The sequence below is a fragment of the Mesorhizobium sp. CNPSo 4688 genome (genome assembly GCF_057784295.1).
Map to the genome: position 1 here is coordinate 95,545 of NZ_JBWLUY010000019.1, position 15,942 is coordinate 111,486.

The window sequence follows — 15,942 nt, forward strand, 5'->3', positions numbered from 1 at the left end:
GAGGCTCGCGATGAACCAATCCTTCACCCGCACTCTCGGCATGCGGACGATCCTCGTTCTCGTCTTCGCCTTCCTCTACATCCCCATCGCCGTACTGGTGGCGCTGTCCTTCAACGACGGCGGCTTGCCGACGGCGTGGTCGGGCTTTTCGCTGAAATGGTATGCCTCGCTGGCCGGCAATGCCGCGATCCTGTCCGCCGCGCTCAACACGCTGATCGTGGCGCTGGTGTCCACCGCCATCGCCACATTGCTCGGCACGCTGCTGGCGATCGGCGTCGAGATGCGCCGGCAATATGGCAAGGGCCTGGAAGCCCTGATCTTCGCGCCCATGATCATACCCGACATCGTGCTGGCGATCGCGCTGCTGTCGTTCTTTTCCATGCTGAACCTGACCATGGGCCTGCACACCATCATCCTCGCCCATGTCGTCTTCAACCTCGCCTTCGTCTGTTCGGTGGTGCGCGCCAGGCTGAAGAACTTCGACTGGTCGATCGTCGAGGCCTCCGCCGATCTCGGCGCCTCTGCTATCACCACCTTCAGGCGGGTAACCTTGCCGGTCATCCTGCCGGCGGTGATCGCCGGCGCCCTGCTCGCCTTCACGCTGTCGGTCGACGAGTTCATCATCGCATTCTTCACCGCCGGCGCCGGCCGCGCTTCGACCACGCTGCCGATGCAGATCTACGCCATGATCCGCTTCGGCATCACGCCGGAGATCAACGCGCTGGCCACCATCGTCATGGCGGTTTCGATCACAGCGCTGACCCTGTCGCAGCGGCTCAACCGCGGGATCATCGGCCAATGAGCGAACCGCGCACGCTGCTGGCCATCGACCAGGTGTCGAAGAGATTCGGCCGGGTCACCGCCGTCGACGGCATTTCGCTCGATATCCGCGAAAATGAATTCTTCGCGCTGCTTGGCCCCTCCGGCTGCGGCAAGACCACGCTGCTGCGCATGCTGGCCGGCTTCGAGACGCCGAGCGACGGCCGCATCCTGCTCGATGGCCGTGACATCGCCAGGACGCCGCCCAACAAGCGGCCGGTCAATCTGATGTTCCAGTCCTACGCGCTGTTCCCGCATATGAGCGTCCGCGCCAATGTCTCCTACGGCCTCGAGATGGAGCGTCTGCCGGCGTCCGAAATCCGCTCCCGCGTCGATGCCATCCTGGCGACGACCGAGCTCGTCCCCTTCGCCGATCGCAAGCCGGAGCAATTGTCGGGCGGCCAGAAACAGCGCGTCGCGCTCGCCCGCGCGCTGGTCAAGCGGCCGCGGTTGCTGCTGCTCGACGAGCCGCTTGGCGCCCTCGACAAGAAACTGCGCGGTGCCATGCAACTGGAGCTGAAGCGCCTGCAGCACGAGGTTGGCATCACCTTCGTCATCGTCACCCATGACCAGGAGGAATCGCTGGTCATGGCCGACCGCATGGCGGTGCTGAAGGACGGCAGGCTGCTGCAATGCGATACGCCGCGTGCGATCTATGAACACCCTGCCGACCGTTTCGTTGCCGACTTCATCGGCGTCATGAATTTCGTGCCGAGCAAGGTATCAGCCGATGGCGTGATCGCGGCGAACGGCGCGCGCATAGCCGGCAAGGTTCCCACCACGCTTGCGCCTGGCGCTTCCGCCGTCGCTTCGGTGCGGCCCGAACGCATCCGGCTGTTCCCGTCACTCGAGACCGCGAACCGCACCAACGGCACGGTGGAGGCGCTGGCCTATCACGGGCTCGATTTGCAGCTCCATGTCAGCACGCCCTTGTCGCCGAAACCCTTCCTGGTGCGGGTCACCGCCGATGCCGCCGACCGCCGGCCGGTCTCGTCTGGCGACCAGGTCGAACTCGGCTGGGATGCCGCCGATGTCAGAATTTTTGAGGAATGAGAGGAGAAGCCTGATGGCGCAGAAGACGATCGCGTTTTTCCCGGAAGCAGCCTATGGCCCGGCGCTCAATTCCGTCGGCATCGCCCAGGCGGTCGAGGCACGCGGCCACAAGGCTGTGTTCCTGTCCGACCCCGGCTTTGTCGATGTCTACAAAGGCTACGGCTTCGAGGCGCATCCGGTAAACCTGTCCGAGCCGATGCCGCCCGAGCAGATGGCGAAGTTCTGGGAAGACTTCATCAACGGCCACATCCCGAACTTCCGCAAATCGCCCTACGACCAGGTCGACAATTATGTGAAGGATTGCTGGACCGCGATCGTCGACAGCGCAAAGTGGGCGCAGAAGGATCTGCCGCGCGTGCTGGCCGCCATCAAGCCGGACGTGATCTGCGTCGACAACGTCATCCTGTTCCCGGCGATCAAGCAGTTCGGCAAGCCCTGGGTGCGCGTCATCTCCTGCTCGGAAAACGAGATCGAGGATGAGGACATCCCGCCGCATCTCTCGGGCTGCGGCGAGAACGACCATGTCGGCCACCAGCGCTATCGCGATCACTTCAACGCGGTGATCAAGCCGATCCATGACGACTTCAACGCCTTCCTCACCGCCAACAATGAGGCGCCCTATCCGATCGGCCAGTTCTTCGAGGCCTCGCCCTATCTCAATCTTCTGCTCTATCCCGAAGCGGCGAAATTCAAGCGCCGCCATCCGCTCGATCCGGCGAAATTCCAGTATCTCGAAGGCTGCGTGCGGCAGGAGAAGCCGTACACCGTGCCGACCTTTGCGCAGAACAATGACGGGCCGCTGCTCTACGTTTCCTTCGGCAGCCTGGGCGCCGGCGATGTCGATCTGTTGAAGCGCATCATCGCGACGCTGGGCAAGACGCGCTACCGCGCGCTGGTCAATGTCGGCGGCTACAAGGACCAGTATACGGATGTGCCCGGCAACGTCATCGTCGAGAGCTGGTTCCCGCAGCCTTCGGTCATCCCGCAGGTCGATGCGGTGATCCACCATGGCGGCAACAACTCCTTCACCGAGTGCCTCTATTTCGGCAAGCCGGCTATCATCATGCCCTATGTCTGGGACGGGCACGACAACGCCACAAGGGTCCAGGAAACCGGCCACGGCTTCGGCATGCCGCGCTACGACTGGAGCGATGCCCAGCTGATCAGCAAGATCGAAACCTGCCTGACCGACCCGAAGATGAAGGCCAAGCTGGCGAAGACCTCGGCGCAGATGCAGGCGCAGAACGGCCCGGAAAAGGCCGCTGGATTGCTGGAGGCGCTGCTGTGACTTCCTCCGCCCCGCACCTCTACCAGGCTTCCTCCCGCACCGACCTCGTCGACTGGGGCGTCCAGCCGGATGCGCTGGACGGGGCTTCGCACTCGACCGGCAGGCTCGTACACAAGGGACCGAACAACCAGCCGGAATCCGGCATATGGGTTTGCACGCCCGGGCGCTGGCGCCTCTCGATTCCGCGCGATGAATTGTGCCATTTCGTCGCCGGCCGCGCGACCTACCGCTCGGATGTCGGCGAGGTGATAGAAATCGCGGCCGGGACCGTGGTCATGTTCTCCGCCGGCTGGACGGGCGAATGCACGGTGCATGAGACCATGCGCAACGTCTATATGCTGGCCTGAAAGCATGATCCCGAAAAGTGGAAACCGGTTTTCGGACAAGATCACGCTCAAGCAAGACCACAGCAACGGAGCTTCACGACATGCCGACACCGCACTGGCCAAAAGTCTCGACCGTTGAACTGGAGGACTGGGGCGCGGGCAGCAACACGATATCAGGCTCGCCGCGTGCCTCCGGTAAAATCCTGTCGCAGAACCTGGACGGTTCGAGCGAATGCGGCCTGTGGTCGTGCACGCCGGGCAGCCGCAAGGTGACCTTCGCCGCCGATGAGTTCTGCCATTTCCTGTCGGGCCGCGGGACCTATGTCCACGACAATGGCGAAGAAATCCCGGTCGAGGCTGGCACGCTTGTTTTCTTCCCTGCCGGCTGGACCGGCACCTCCATCATCACTGATACGCTGACCAAGGCCTTCATGTGCCGCTGAGCACTTTTTCAAGGAAATCGCTGTGACCACTCCCATCATGCAATCCCCGCTTGCCATTACCGACCTCGTCGACTGGGGCGTCATCCCGACGATGATCGAAGGCGAGTCCAACACCTCGGGCAAGCTGCTCTACAAAGGGCCGGAAGGCCGCTCCGAATGCGGCCTGTGGGTCTGCACCCCGGGCAAGTGGCACTGCCACGTCACCCGCGACGAGTTCTGCCACTTCCTTGAGGGACGCTGCACCTATCTCCATGAATCCGGCGAGGTCATCGAGATCGAGCCGGACACGGCGGCGTTCTTTCCGCAGGACTGGAAGGGCATCTGCACCGTCCATGAGACGATCAAGAAGGTCTACATGATCCGCTGAGCGGATCTGAGAGGATGTCCATGGATTTCTCCGCTGACCGGCCGGCGTTCTTCGTCAATCCGGACTACCGACCGATGACCGGCGCGAAAAGACCGGTGATCGATCCGGCGACGCTCGAAAACGTCGGCACCATCTCCGCCGCGACGGATGGCGAGATCGACGCCGCGTTGGCCGCAGCGACCACAGCGCAGGCCGCCTGGAAAAAACTCGACGCCAAGAGCCGGGCAAAACACCTGCATGCGGTCGCCAATGCCATCGAGGCGGCCGACTTCACCCGCTGCGCCGAACTGATGGTGCGCGAGATGGGCAAGCCTTATCCGGAAGCGATGGGCGAGATCGCCAATTGTGCGCCGATCTTCCGCTACTATGCCGAGATGGCGCGTGATGATGCCGGCAAGGTGGCCGGCACGACGCAGGCCGGCTCGTTCCAGTATGCACGCTATGAGCCCTACGGCGTCTCCGTCCACATCATGCCCTACAACTTCCCGATCCTGTTGATGTGCTGGACGGTGGCGGCGTCACTTGCCGCCGGCAATGCCTGCATCATCAAGCCGGCCGAGGCGACGACGCTGTCGACGCTGGACTACATGACGGTGTTTCGTTCGCTGCCGGAGGGGCTTGTCTCCTGCCTGCCCGGCGCAGCCGCCACCGCCCAGGCGCTGATCGCGTCCGACCGCACCCACGCGGTCGCCTTCACCGGCTCGGTCGCTGCCGGCAAGGCAGTGGCGGTCGCCTGCGCCGAACGCATGAAGCCTTGCGTCATCGAGGCCGGCGGCAGCGATCCGCTGATCATCAGCGAACACGCGCCGCTCGACGTGGCGGCGGCCGGCAGCGTCACCGCCGCCTTTCACCTGACCGGCCAGGTCTGCACCTCGGCCGAGCGCTTCTTTGTCGTGGACTCGGTGCACGATCGCTTCGTCGAACTGTTCGCCGAGAAGACGCGGGCGCTGCGCATCGGCAACGGCATGGACAAGACCGAGATCGGCCCGCTGGTCAGCGAGGCCGCGAGGGCAAAGGTGATGCGGCTGGTCGACGATGCCATTCGCAACGGCGCCAAGGCAGTCACCGGCGCCCGTATCCCGCCGGCGCACAACACCGGCTGGTTCTACGAACCAACGATCCTGACCGGCGTCACCCCCGATATGGCGATCGTGCGCGAAGAGTGTTTCGGGCCGGTCGCCGCGATCTGCCGCGTGAGGGATTTCGACGAGGCGATCCGGCTTGCCAATGACAGCCCGTTCGGCCTCGGCGCCTCGGTCTTCACCACCGATCTTGCCGAGGCACATGAGGCGGTCGAGCGGCTCGAAGCCGGCATGGTCTGGGTCAACAATCCGCTGATCGACAATGACGCTTTGCCCTTCGGCGGCTGGAAGGCCTCAGGCCTTGGCCGCGAGCTCGGCCGCCAGGGGCTCGACGCTTTCCGCCGCTCCAAGATGGTCATCATCGACCACAAGCCGGCGATCCAGGACTGGTGGTACCCCTACCCCGACAGCTGGTTCCGCGAGACCGGCGGCCGCAAGCACGTATGAGATGATCCGGCAGAGCTTTGCGTCAGCCGATGCCATGCCGCTCGCTCGCCTTGAATTGCCTGCCTTGCCAGCCAATCACGGGCCACGTTCGCACGGCGGTTCACGCGACTGGTTGGAGAGCCGCTGGCCTATGTCGCGCGATGGCGGATGAATCTCGCGGCCAAGGCGCTCAGGGAAACCAATCGCACTATTGACGAGATCGGACGAGCGGCGACCTGAGTAGCTGACCCCTCCGATATCAGCTGGCTTGGCCGGCAGATCTCGCTGATCGCACCATTTCTTCGAGAGAGTAGACCGACCCGATCTCGGTCGAGAAATCAGGGGTCCGGGATTGGTTTGGCGGCTTGGCTCGTCCTCGCTTAGCCGATGACCGCGATCGCATCGATCTCTAGCAGGTAGCCTGGAGACATCACAGCTATCCCGACCACGACGTTTGCTGGCTTGTGGTGCCCGAACAGCTCGATCTGGGCCTGTTCGATGATTGGCACGTGTTCGTCGCGTTTGTAATCGACGATGTAAATTGTGATCTTGCAAACTTCCTCAGGCCGAGCGCCGGCGGCAGCAAGCGCACGGCCAAGATTCCCGAACGCCAGGCGCGCCTGGGCTGCGAAATCACCGTGGCCAACGAGCTTGCCGTGTATGTCTTCCGGCTGCTGGCCCGAGACGAACACCAGCTTGGTTCCTGTCGCGACGACGACCTGGCTGTACATTTCCGGAATCGGCAGATCACTGGGATTTATGCATTCTAGCGGCATTGAATAGGTCTCCTCCTATGACTGACGGGTTGCTTCGCGCAGATCAAAATACGAGGGGTCTATTTGCGGATCTGCGACATTGTCGCCGAAGCGGGCGCTCCGTCACAATCTCACTTATGCAACCGCAAGCGTCCGCATGTGAGCATCTACGCGCACTGAACCGCTTCGGGCTCGTCGGCGGCTCCGAGGGTTAGGTTAGGCTCCCATGCGCGCCTCGTCGAGCATGGCGTAATATCGTCAGCCTCGGCGGGCGGAATGTTGCCGAAAGGCTCGAGCAGGCAGAGATGTTTAAGCGCCAGTCGAGCCGACTGCCGCATACAAAAAAGCCCGCTTGTGGCGGGCTTTTTTTGATGTTGGTTGCGGGGACAGGATTTGAATCTGCTGACCTCGCTTGCGAAGTCCCTTCAGCAGACGAACTCGGTTGCAGCGCTGTATTGGCGGTAGCTCTCTTCTGACTCGTACCCACCCGTGTCGGGAGCGAACACGCCATAGCAAGCGAGGCCGCCTGGCTTACCGTCCCCGGTCCCCTCATCAGATACCATGCCGTTGCCAACATTGCCGCTACCCTTATTTAGCGGCCAGAACGCGAAATACCGCCAAACGCCATCTTGAGAGGCTGTGTGGGCGGTGCGCCTCAAGCGACACGCTGGGCCATTCAGTTTGCGAACCGCTGCCATTGTCGGGTGGCTTGAATCGCCGACCGGTTCCATATCCTGCCGGCGTCCTCGTTTCATCGCGTCGATCGCTCCCTGTAGAGGTCAGCCGCCGCGCGGAACTGCGCTGGATTGCGGTCTTGGCGTCTGCGAGATCGCGCCCCCGACAAAATTCGACTAATATTGCCAAATGAGGTGGAGGCGATGAGATGGTGCTTGAATCTGAGCTTGCAGTGTTCGGTGTCGGGGTGGGTGGAGGTGCCGCGAACGAATTGCTGCATTGGTGGGGCCTGCGGGAGAATCCCAACCTTCCCGACTATGCCAAGAGCTTGTTTTATTGGCTGATCACGCTCGCAATGATCATTTTGGGTGGCGGGCTTTCATGGCTTCAACTTGGCGGCCATGCCGACGCCCTTATCGCCTTTCAGATCGGACTGGCGGCACCGATGCTGCTGCAAAAGCTCATAAAGGCCGCCCCCGACAAGGCAGGCGGTATGGGCGCCAGTCAGTCCAGCGTTCGTGATTTCCTGAGAGGATGAGGCCGGCGACTGCGCTCAGCGTCTGCGTCGGCATATCGGCCTACCCCGCCGCCGTGCTTGAGCCGACCGAGCGACCCCTGCGATACCTCGCGAGCGGCGCTCAGGAGCTGTCGGAACTTTTTTCCAGAATGTGGCCGGACAAGGGGTCGAAGCACATCTGTGCCGTCGACGCCGGCGCAAGTTTGGTGAACGTTCGGGAACTCATCTCTTCACAGACCGGCAAGTTCGACGTCCTGATCGTCTACCTGGCTGGTCATGGCAGGGCGCGAGGCGAGGCTTTCGAATTCCTGTTCCACGGCGAGCGGCCGCAAGAGGCCAAGGCTGGCGCCGCAGACCTGGACAACTTGATTTCCGGATTTCCCGCTGACAGCATTCTCTTTCTGCTCGATGCCTGCCACGCAGGGCTGTTCGGGGCCGAGACAGCCTTGTTCAGAAGGCCCGACTCGGGAAGCGGGCAATTCTGCCTCACCTCGTCGAAAGCGGATCAAAAGAGTTGGGAGGACTCTTTTTTCCGGCGGTCGCTCTTTGCCGACGCTCTCATCAAGGCGTTGACCGACCATCCAAATGCTGCGGGCCGCACCAAGGTGGTTTCCGGCGACTTTTTCAGCGAAGTTGCCAGTGACGTTGCCCGCCACGCCTTTGGGCTGAAGGGCAGCGCCGCCCAGGAACCCTTGATCTTCGGAGCAGCAGGCGAGCTTCTCGAACTGGCGACTATCACGACTGAGGCCGGGCGGCAGAAATCCTTGACGACCTACCAGACGCTCTTGCTCAGGTCTCGTCAGATCGGTCTGGCGACAGCATGCGTGGCAGCACTGGCGATCGCCACGACCTCGGCAGTCGCCTGGCGCCCCGCCATAAACCCGTCTGGCTCCGTCGAATTGCGAGCCGGGCCGAAATGGCTATCGCCGCTGAACATCGGACCTTGGGCACGGCGGGTGGAAACTGATGCGGCGCAATCGCAGCTGAAGGATGCGGACCTGCAGGCGGCGTTGCTTGACGAACAGGGAATACATGCCTGGCCAGGCCTTGGCGCCGGCGGTACCCGGCGATGGGCCGACGTGTTTGTTGACGATTATCTGGATGACGAGACGGCGACCCTCTGGAGGGTGCGTCTCGGTTTTGCGGACGCCATCGATCATCTGACGACGACGAGCCATGTGATCATCCCGACGCCGGCGCCGGCATACGCCTCGTCGACGGAAATGGCAGCCGAGATCGCAATCCTCCAACCCGAGCGCTCCTTGCCTGATGTCTGGAAACTGCAATGGAAGGACTATCTCGCCCCGGGCTCTTGCAGTGCAGAAGAACCCGCCGGCACCGCTTCCGACCTCTTCTTGACTTACCTGATCTCGGATCCCGCGGACTACAAAGTCTGGATGCGCGGCCTGGCGGCGGCGGCGCGGACCGACGCTGCAATCGGGTTCGATCAAGTTGCGGATCTGGTACGAATGTTCACGACCGCCAATGCGATGTGGAACAAGCGATATCGCGAGACCCTTGGCGCGCCGGGGGAACCTCTGACGGCCGAGCGTGTTGCGGCTCGCTTCACCGAGCGGCCGACCTCTTCGGAGGTGGCTGTTATGGTGGAGCTTGCTTCGGCGGTGGCCGCTCGCCGGGCAGCGCTATCCCTGGAAGCGGTCACGCCACAGGAACGCAGTCAACTGGTCTCGTTGATGGACGGCTGCTCGGACGTCGCGGTGCATGTTCTGGCAAGCCTGGGGGCCGCAGGGTCCCCTGCGAAGGTCGTCGCATGGGCGCACGCCCGCGCGAAGTCAGATCAAGGGCGGGTTGCGCTGCGCGAGCTTGCCGCGCATGGCGCATTGCCGGACGCTGAAATCGCATGGGTTCTCGACAGCCTGGGATTTTCCGGTGACCAGGCGTCCCGGCGACGCGCCTTCGTCAACGCGCGTGGTTGGCTCGAGGCGATCGCAGCCTATCGGTCGCTGCCCTCTCCGGTTCTGGTCAGACTGCTCGACTATGCTACGGAACGCGGGGCCGCCAACGACCCTGGCGGGCAGCAAGAAGCCCTGCGGCTCGTTCTAGGCGACCCTGCCGCGGGAAGGCCTCCGCTTGCAACACTTATCGCTGGCAGGGCGGCTCCCGATAGCAATACCGGTCCGTTGCCGCCAAATGATCTACAGGTCGAGCAGGTTGGACTGATCGCCCGATCGGGCGCGCCGATGACGGCGGGCGAGAAAGAGGTCCTGCGCTCCCTCCTGGCGGACGCAGCATCCCCCGAGACGGCGAGGATTTCCTACACAAATGAGGATAAAGGTGAAGCCGCGGGCGAGATCGAGCTCGCCGCGGGGCTGACGTCAACCCATCTCGTCGCGATCTCGCGCGCCGTGATCGGCGGCAAAGCCGATCGCGATCTTCAAACCCATCAGGCCATCCTCAATTTCCTCGAGACAGCGTTGGCCGACGCAAAACGGTTCGGCGTCCAGCCGTCACGCCTCCAGGAGACTGTGGCCGCGGCCGCCATGCTGCTGGCGCAAGACAGCCCCGGCGGGCTTGACGCTGAAGCCCTCTATCGGACGCTCGCTTGCTGCGCGCAGGACATGGCCGCGCGCAAGACCCGGGCCGACGTCGCCGTCACCGCTCTGCTTCGGATGCCTGTCAAACAACAAGACGATGTCATTGCGATGCTGAGGACCGCGTGGCGAAGCGAGAGGGAAGTCGAGCTGAAACTGGCGATTGCCGATGTCATCGTGCGCGCCATCACCCAACAAACGCCCTGACCGCAAGGCTTCAGCGATACTCGCTCGTCAGCAACGACCTCCTGAAGGCGGTATCGACGGCAAGAGCCCACGGGCAACATTGATGGGCGAAACGCGAAAACGCCTCAACATTTGGAAAACAACCACCTAGAGGGGCTCGCGAGAACTTGGCCGCTAGACTAGACTTGAAAGAAAAGGTTCAATCACGACAGCATCCAGGACAAGCACGTTGGCCGGAACAATTCAAAGGAGGGTTTGGATGGACGAGAGCTCGACAGGGTGGCAGCAGCTGGGCGATTCCGGTGTCTTTATTGAGGTCGAGCTTCGGGGTGGGCGTGAAGACGTAGGCCTTCTGGATTCAATACCCTTCGAACGTGTGACGACCCTGGTGGGAGAAATCGCGCACCACATAGGGAGCGCGATCAAAAAAGCCCAGCCCAGCAAGGCGGCGGTCGAAGTCGGCATCGAGTTCGGTCTCGATGAGGGCAAGCTCGTCGCCCTGATTGCCCGCGGCAGCACAAAGGCGAACCTCAAGATCAGCATGGAGTGGGCTCACGCCGAGACCTAGACCAGATCAATACGATGTCTGATCCTATAGTCGCCCATTTGCGCTCATGTTGCCGCCAGATCATGGGGAAGCGCCCAGGTGCGGGCTTCTTCATCACCCCAGACATCTTAGTGACCTGCCATCACGTGGTCGGCGACATTGAGGGCAACACCCTCCCTGTGCGGCATTGGCGAAGCGACGCTTCTCTCCACGCAGAAGATGGCGAGGTGATCGCGCGGCTCCCTGGTGATGACATCGCGCTCGTCAAGGTCGGGTCAACCGACAACGATTTTGTCGAACTCGATCCCAATATGCTCGTGTCCGACCAGGTCATCGGCATCGGCTTTCCGGCGCGATCCGGACGCGAGGAGTTTGACCAATTCAGCGCGACATTTGAGGGCGAAACGCTCTATCGCCGCGCCGGCAGCGCCACGGAATCCGAGGGGAAGATCAAAGGCGGACAGATCGAACCGGGATTCAGCGGCGGACCCCTGCTCAACATGAACACACGGGCCGTGTCCGGAATGGTGGCTGCCACGCGCGACCGCCGCACAGACCTTGGCGGATGGATCGTCCCAGCCGAGCGGCTAGGTCGAGCGCTGGACAGTCTCGGCGTGAAACGCATTGGCGCCAACCCTGCGTGGCAGCGTGCGGTTGATGCCCAAAAACGACTTGAAAACGACAATGCTCGCGGCGCACGTGGACCGGAGGCGGGGCGCTTTTCCCAGCAGATACCGCCCTTGCCGTCCCACTATGTCGAGCGAAGCGGCGACCTGGACGATTTGGTCGCAAGACTTGTCTCCGATGAGAGTCCAAACCACGCGCTCGCGATTGCCGCGGTGCACGGGCTGGGTGGCGTCGGAAAGACCAGCATTGCAATCGCTGCCGCACGCTCGGACAAGGTACGCAAACGTTTCCCCGACGGGGTGCTGTGGACCAGCCTTGGCCAGACGCCGCATCTACTCCAGACGATGACCTATTGGTTGCGCTCGCTCGGTGAGAAATTGGACGTGCCGCTGTCGCTGGAAAGCGGCAGCACATATCTGCGCACCCTGCTTCAAAACAAGTCGATGCTGATCGTCATCGACGATGCATGGGACGAGGCCGACGCTCAGCCGCTTCTCGTCGGAGGTTCGGCCTGCCGCACCCTGTTGACGACACGCCTCGCGCACGTGGCCGACCGCGTCGGTGCCAAGATCTGGACGCTGAACGCGATGCGCGACGACGAGTCCCTGATGCTACTGAAGAAGCGCTCGGCTGGCGCATCGCTCGATGCAACTGGGGAAGAGGACGCGAGGTTGCTGGTCAGCGAACTCGGACACCTGCCGCTTGCCCTCGAGCTTGCTGGAGCTCTGGCCGGCCGTGGCTATTCACTGTCGGACATTCGCGACCAACTTCTCGCTGTCGAGGTCGATGAAGAAGACCACGGCGTATCATTGCCAGGGCGCCTGGCGATCGACAAGTGCCTAGCGCTCAGTATCAACCTGCTGGCTGCTCGCGACCCGCCTCTGTGGGAGGCATTCATACGCCTGGGCATGATGCCGGATGGCGTAAAGTTCGATGCGGCGATCGCTGCCCATTTTCTTGGTAAACCCTTAAAAGCCGCGGCGATGATGTTGAACGCTCTGCAGGATGACGCCCTCTTGCAGAAGGCCGACGATGCCTACGCCATGCACGCCCTCCTCAGGGATGCCGCACAAAAGCGGCTCGGTCTGCCGCCGCCTAGCGGGCTTGGTATTCCCAGGCCGGAAGCACATGCCGGCGTTGTTCGCAATTACCGCAAAACCCATCCCGGGCCGCTCACCGCCATTCCCGATGACGGCTATATCCACGATCATCTCGCATGGCATCTTGCTCAGGCAAACGATTTTAGCACCCTGCGTGACCTCCTCTGTGCCGAAGACGCCCGTGGCCGTAACATCTGGTTTCAGATCAAAGACCAGCAAGGAGAACTTGCCAGCTATCGGGCCGATCTGGAAAAGATGCTTGCCCTTGCGATCAAGCGGGGCCCGGAATTCGCGGCCGAGCAAATGCTATGGGCATTTTGCCTGTCATCGATATCCGGTGCTCGCCGCCTGTCTCCTGCGGTGCTTGGCTCACTCGTCAGAAGTCGGATATGGACAGCTGCGAAAGGCTATTATTGGGTTGTAAGCGAGGATAGCAACGACAAGCGACTGGAACTCCTGGTAAGCCTTGCCAAGGCAGTCACCAGCCTGCTTGACAACGGACCGCAAGACCAAGCGGATTTGCCCGATATCGTAGGCGCCGCGATCTCGCGCGCAAAAGAGACCTTGCTCGGAGAGGCGCCCACCGCAAGGCGCACCGTTCTTGCCGCGGCGCTTGTGGAGCTCGTTCCAACGGCGCAACAAGAGGCGCTGCTGCGTGAGTTTCTGCAGTGGTGTTCTGGCCCTTCAAATCAGGTCACGTTCCTAATCGCCCTACCGGAGTCGCTGAGGGCCCCGGTCATGGCGCTCAGCCTAGCAAAGATCGGCGATTGGCCTGTCGGGTTGGCCAAGGCGGAGATCTTGGCGAGATGCATCCCTTATTGCCCGTTGCCGATGCTGCAAAGGCTGTTTGTGGAGACGTTTTCGGCGATCGACGAATGCTTCGCGTTGGCTCGCCCACTGCCGCAAGGACAAGGCCTTCCCCAAGCGCGCGATGGCATCGGCCAGAGTTTCCCGAGCGACCAGTTCGACGCGACCCGTGCCCACCGGCAGCAGCAAAACGGTTCCATCCAAATCGCCACTCACGAGGACAAGTCAGCTTCCGAAAGCTTTGACCTCAGCGGTTTGATCGTCGGCGACCGATCGCAAAGTGAAAGCCTTGCGGTCACCGTTGCCACAGCCCTGGCGACGAACACGCCGCATGAGTTTCGGGCGGAGGCGCAAAAGCGCCTCAACACATTACACAGGATTGGCCTGATTCCGGAGTTCGAGGTTCGTGACCTGGATATCGCCAGCGACGCGTCGTCGACGACAACCTCACCAAATGACTTCGTCTATGAGATTGGTCTTTTCGAAGCTCTCGGGAAATTGGCAACCCTGGACGCTGACAGCGACATTGAAACCCTGGCTGGAACCATCAGCGCCGTCGACTTCAGGACGGACTTCTTCGCCGCCCTCGAGACGGGTCGGCTCGAGGGGTCGAAGCAGGAAAAATTGCTTTCTTGCCTTTCGAGGCATTTCTATTGGTCCTCGGAGTTAGCCCTCTATTCACTCCGGCCCGATCCAAAGGCACTTTGGACGGAAGCTATGTCCAAGATGCGGCTGGCGGACTCGGATTTTGAGTATGACTCAATCATGCGAATAGGCTTGTATGTATTGAGAGATAAAGAAATGCTGAAGTCCCTTCTTGAAGAATATTTTCTAAATAATGACTTGAACCAGCAGACTGCGGCCGTCTATAAGCTCATGCCCTTCCTTCCGCCACGATATCCCGAAAATCTGCTGGCAACTTACGCAGATCGGGAAGCGGTCGGACGACAGCTCTCCAGCTTGACCGAGATCATGATCGACTTGATCGGGGCAATCAGCGCCGGTCGGTTGTCAGCGTTCGTCGAGGCTGCCTCCAACCGCCATAGCGAGTGGTGGGTCGTCGAGGCACTGACGCTGACGATGACCAAGCTGAAATCGCCCGACGAGCTGGAAGCAATGCTTTCTGCCGCAGCCCGCATCCGAAACTCGGACCTGCACGCGCGCATCGTCGGCCGCGCCGCACGCCGCGCTGCAGATCTGGGCTATGTCGAGCTTGCCGTAAACGCCGTTTCCGGCATAGACGCTCCGGCGGCGCGGAACGATGAATTGTACGAGTTGGGTTTACGACTTGCCTCCGCGGGCAACATTGAGGCGTCGGGGCAGGTTGCGGGGAAGATCGGTCCAATCGAGACGAGGGCGCGCGCCTATCTCGGCATCGCCTTGGAGATGGGAGCGCTTGGCCGGCGCGAAGACGCTTACCGGGCCCTGGATGAAATACCGCTTGCAAGCGTGCGCGAGTTGGGCGCCAAACTGCTTGGCCCAGAGACGGTCCATCGTGCGGTTCCGCTTGACGACCGGCTTGCGCTGCGCGCCGAAGTGGCTGAAAGCGCATCGTTTTGCGAGAGCGTGTCAGGCGCAATCGAGGCACTTTCACGCGAAATCCCCGAGCAGGCGTGGATGAAGCCAATGGGCGAGGCTGCTGCGAAGGGAGACGCACCGGAGGTTGCGCGGCTGAGCGAGATGCTCTGGACGGCCACCGCGAGCAAAAACAGCCTTGCCCGAGCTATCGCGCAGCGGCCTAGGATCGGGGCCCTGAAGCTCGCCGGCGAGGCGGCGCCCATCATTGGCGCATCGGCGGGCGGCGCGAATGTCACAGGCGCGATAGAGGCCATGAAAACCGTCTCGCGATGGTGGCCCTAGGTTTTGCTCGCAGTCGGCCATGTTCGCGGGGATAGTTTGATCCGGCCGGCGTATTCGACCAAGGGTCGAAGGCTCGCCTTCGACATGCGATCATGGCGGCGACCCGGCGCCGCATCGGCTACGATCCCCCGCGCAAGGCATATCCAAGCGGCACGGACATCCGTTGAAAGAACCGCACTGACGTGCCCCCCGTTTTTCGGACCGTTCCGGGGCGATCCAAAGACGGGAGAACCTCAACCGTGAACAGAGCTAACTTAAAGACGCGGACAGAACGGGAGCATGTCACAGGTCAGGGCGGTTGCGTGCACATCCAATAAAAAACCGCCCCGGTTAGACCGGGACGGTAATTGATTTATGATGAAATTGGTTGCGGGGACAGGATTTGAACCTGTGACCTTCAGGTTATGAGCCTGACGAGCTACCGGGCTGCTCCACCCCGCGTCACCATTGGATGTAAGCGCAAGCCTACAAATAGGTAGAAGGCTCACCAAATGAAAGGGCCGCTTGCGCGG

The 15,942-nt window shown here is 61.9% G+C and carries 12 protein-coding genes and 1 tRNA gene; 11 read left to right on the forward strand and 2 right to left on the reverse strand.

Features of this window, described 5'->3' with window-relative positions; genetic code table 11:
• Positions 1-10 precede the first annotated feature (10 nt).
• The 7 genes from AC04SH_RS28690 (at position 11) to AC04SH_RS28720 (ending at position 5,825) form a co-directional block, all read left to right on the forward strand.
• A complete protein-coding gene (locus AC04SH_RS28690; RefSeq protein WP_488577509.1) occupies positions 11-802 on the forward strand; it encodes an ABC transporter permease in 792 nt (263 codons plus the stop codon).
• A complete protein-coding gene (locus AC04SH_RS28695) occupies positions 799-1,872 on the forward strand; it encodes an ABC transporter ATP-binding protein (protein ID WP_488577510.1) in 1,074 nt (357 codons plus the stop codon). The genes AC04SH_RS28690 and AC04SH_RS28695 overlap by 4 nt, the downstream gene beginning before the upstream one ends.
• 13 nt (positions 1,873-1,885) lie before the next feature.
• A complete protein-coding gene (locus AC04SH_RS28700; protein WP_488577511.1) occupies positions 1,886-3,160 on the forward strand; it encodes a glycosyltransferase in 1,275 nt (424 codons plus the stop codon).
• Positions 3,157-3,507 carry a cupin domain-containing protein gene (locus AC04SH_RS28705; protein ID WP_488577512.1) on the forward strand — a complete coding sequence of 117 codons (351 nt, stop codon included), beginning with the start codon at positions 3,157-3,159 and terminating at the stop codon, positions 3,505-3,507. The genes AC04SH_RS28700 and AC04SH_RS28705 overlap by 4 nt, the downstream gene beginning before the upstream one ends.
• 80 nt (positions 3,508-3,587) lie before the next feature.
• Complete coding sequence (locus AC04SH_RS28710; RefSeq protein ID WP_488577513.1) at positions 3,588-3,929, forward strand: cupin domain-containing protein; 342 nt, start codon at positions 3,588-3,590, stop codon at positions 3,927-3,929.
• Positions 3,930-3,951: 22 nt separating this feature from the next.
• The gene (locus AC04SH_RS28715) at positions 3,952-4,296 is read left to right on the forward strand and encodes a cupin domain-containing protein (protein WP_192255551.1); all 345 of its coding nucleotides are present in this window, start codon (positions 3,952-3,954) and stop codon (positions 4,294-4,296) included.
• A gap of 20 nt (positions 4,297-4,316) precedes the next feature.
• Positions 4,317-5,825: an aldehyde dehydrogenase family protein gene (locus AC04SH_RS28720; protein ID WP_488577514.1), complete on the forward strand. Its 1,509-nt coding sequence runs from the start codon at positions 4,317-4,319 to the stop codon at positions 5,823-5,825.
• 359 nt (positions 5,826-6,184) lie between these two features.
• Here AC04SH_RS28720 and AC04SH_RS28725 read toward each other — a convergent pair whose 3' ends face one another.
• A complete protein-coding gene (locus AC04SH_RS28725) occupies positions 6,185-6,580 on the reverse strand; it encodes a RidA family protein (protein ID WP_488577515.1) in 396 nt (131 codons plus the stop codon).
• 862 nt (positions 6,581-7,442) lie between these two features.
• Here AC04SH_RS28725 and AC04SH_RS28730 point away from each other — a divergent pair.
• The 4 genes from AC04SH_RS28730 (at position 7,443) to AC04SH_RS28745 (ending at position 15,430) form a co-directional block, all read left to right on the forward strand.
• Complete coding sequence (locus AC04SH_RS28730; protein ID WP_488577516.1) at positions 7,443-7,772, forward strand: hypothetical protein; 330 nt, start codon at positions 7,443-7,445, stop codon at positions 7,770-7,772.
• Positions 7,769-10,510: a caspase family protein gene (locus tag AC04SH_RS28735; RefSeq protein ID WP_488577517.1), complete on the forward strand. Its 2,742-nt coding sequence runs from the start codon at positions 7,769-7,771 to the stop codon at positions 10,508-10,510. The genes AC04SH_RS28730 and AC04SH_RS28735 overlap by 4 nt, the downstream gene beginning before the upstream one ends.
• A gap of 238 nt (positions 10,511-10,748) precedes the next feature.
• Positions 10,749-11,057: a CU044_2847 family protein gene (locus tag AC04SH_RS28740; RefSeq protein ID WP_488577518.1), complete on the forward strand. Its 309-nt coding sequence runs from the start codon at positions 10,749-10,751 to the stop codon at positions 11,055-11,057.
• Positions 11,058-11,071: 14 nt separating this feature from the next.
• A complete protein-coding gene (locus tag AC04SH_RS28745) occupies positions 11,072-15,430 on the forward strand; it encodes an NB-ARC domain-containing protein (RefSeq protein ID WP_488577519.1) in 4,359 nt (1,452 codons plus the stop codon).
• Between the two features lie 364 nt (positions 15,431-15,794).
• Here the strand turns inward: AC04SH_RS28745 and AC04SH_RS28750 are convergent.
• Positions 15,795-15,871: transfer RNA gene (locus AC04SH_RS28750), tRNA-Met, on the reverse strand.
• Between the last annotated feature and the right edge of the window lie 71 nt (positions 15,872-15,942).

Bases quoted from the DNA above. Each gene is read 5' to 3' on its own strand.
- AC04SH_RS28690 (WP_488577509.1), top strand. From the start codon at position 11: ATGAACCAATCCTTCACCCGCACTCTCGGCATGCGGACGATCCTCGTT.
- AC04SH_RS28695 (WP_488577510.1), top strand. From the start codon at position 799: ATGAGCGAACCGCGCACGCTGCTGGCCATCGACCAGGTGTCGAAGAGA.
- AC04SH_RS28700 (WP_488577511.1), top strand. From the start codon at position 1,886: ATGGCGCAGAAGACGATCGCGTTTTTCCCGGAAGCAGCCTATGGCCCG.
- AC04SH_RS28710 (WP_488577513.1), top strand. From the start codon at position 3,588: ATGCCGACACCGCACTGGCCAAAAGTCTCGACCGTTGAACTGGAGGAC.
- AC04SH_RS28720 (WP_488577514.1), top strand. From the start codon at position 4,317: ATGGATTTCTCCGCTGACCGGCCGGCGTTCTTCGTCAATCCGGACTAC.
- AC04SH_RS28725 (WP_488577515.1), bottom strand. From the start codon at position 6,580: ATGCCGCTAGAATGCATAAATCCCAGTGATCTGCCGATTCCGGAAATG.
- AC04SH_RS28730 (WP_488577516.1), top strand. From the start codon at position 7,443: ATGGTGCTTGAATCTGAGCTTGCAGTGTTCGGTGTCGGGGTGGGTGGA.
- AC04SH_RS28735 (WP_488577517.1), top strand. From the start codon at position 7,769: ATGAGGCCGGCGACTGCGCTCAGCGTCTGCGTCGGCATATCGGCCTAC.
- AC04SH_RS28740 (WP_488577518.1), top strand. From the start codon at position 10,749: ATGGACGAGAGCTCGACAGGGTGGCAGCAGCTGGGCGATTCCGGTGTC.
- AC04SH_RS28745 (WP_488577519.1), top strand. From the start codon at position 11,072: ATGTCTGATCCTATAGTCGCCCATTTGCGCTCATGTTGCCGCCAGATC.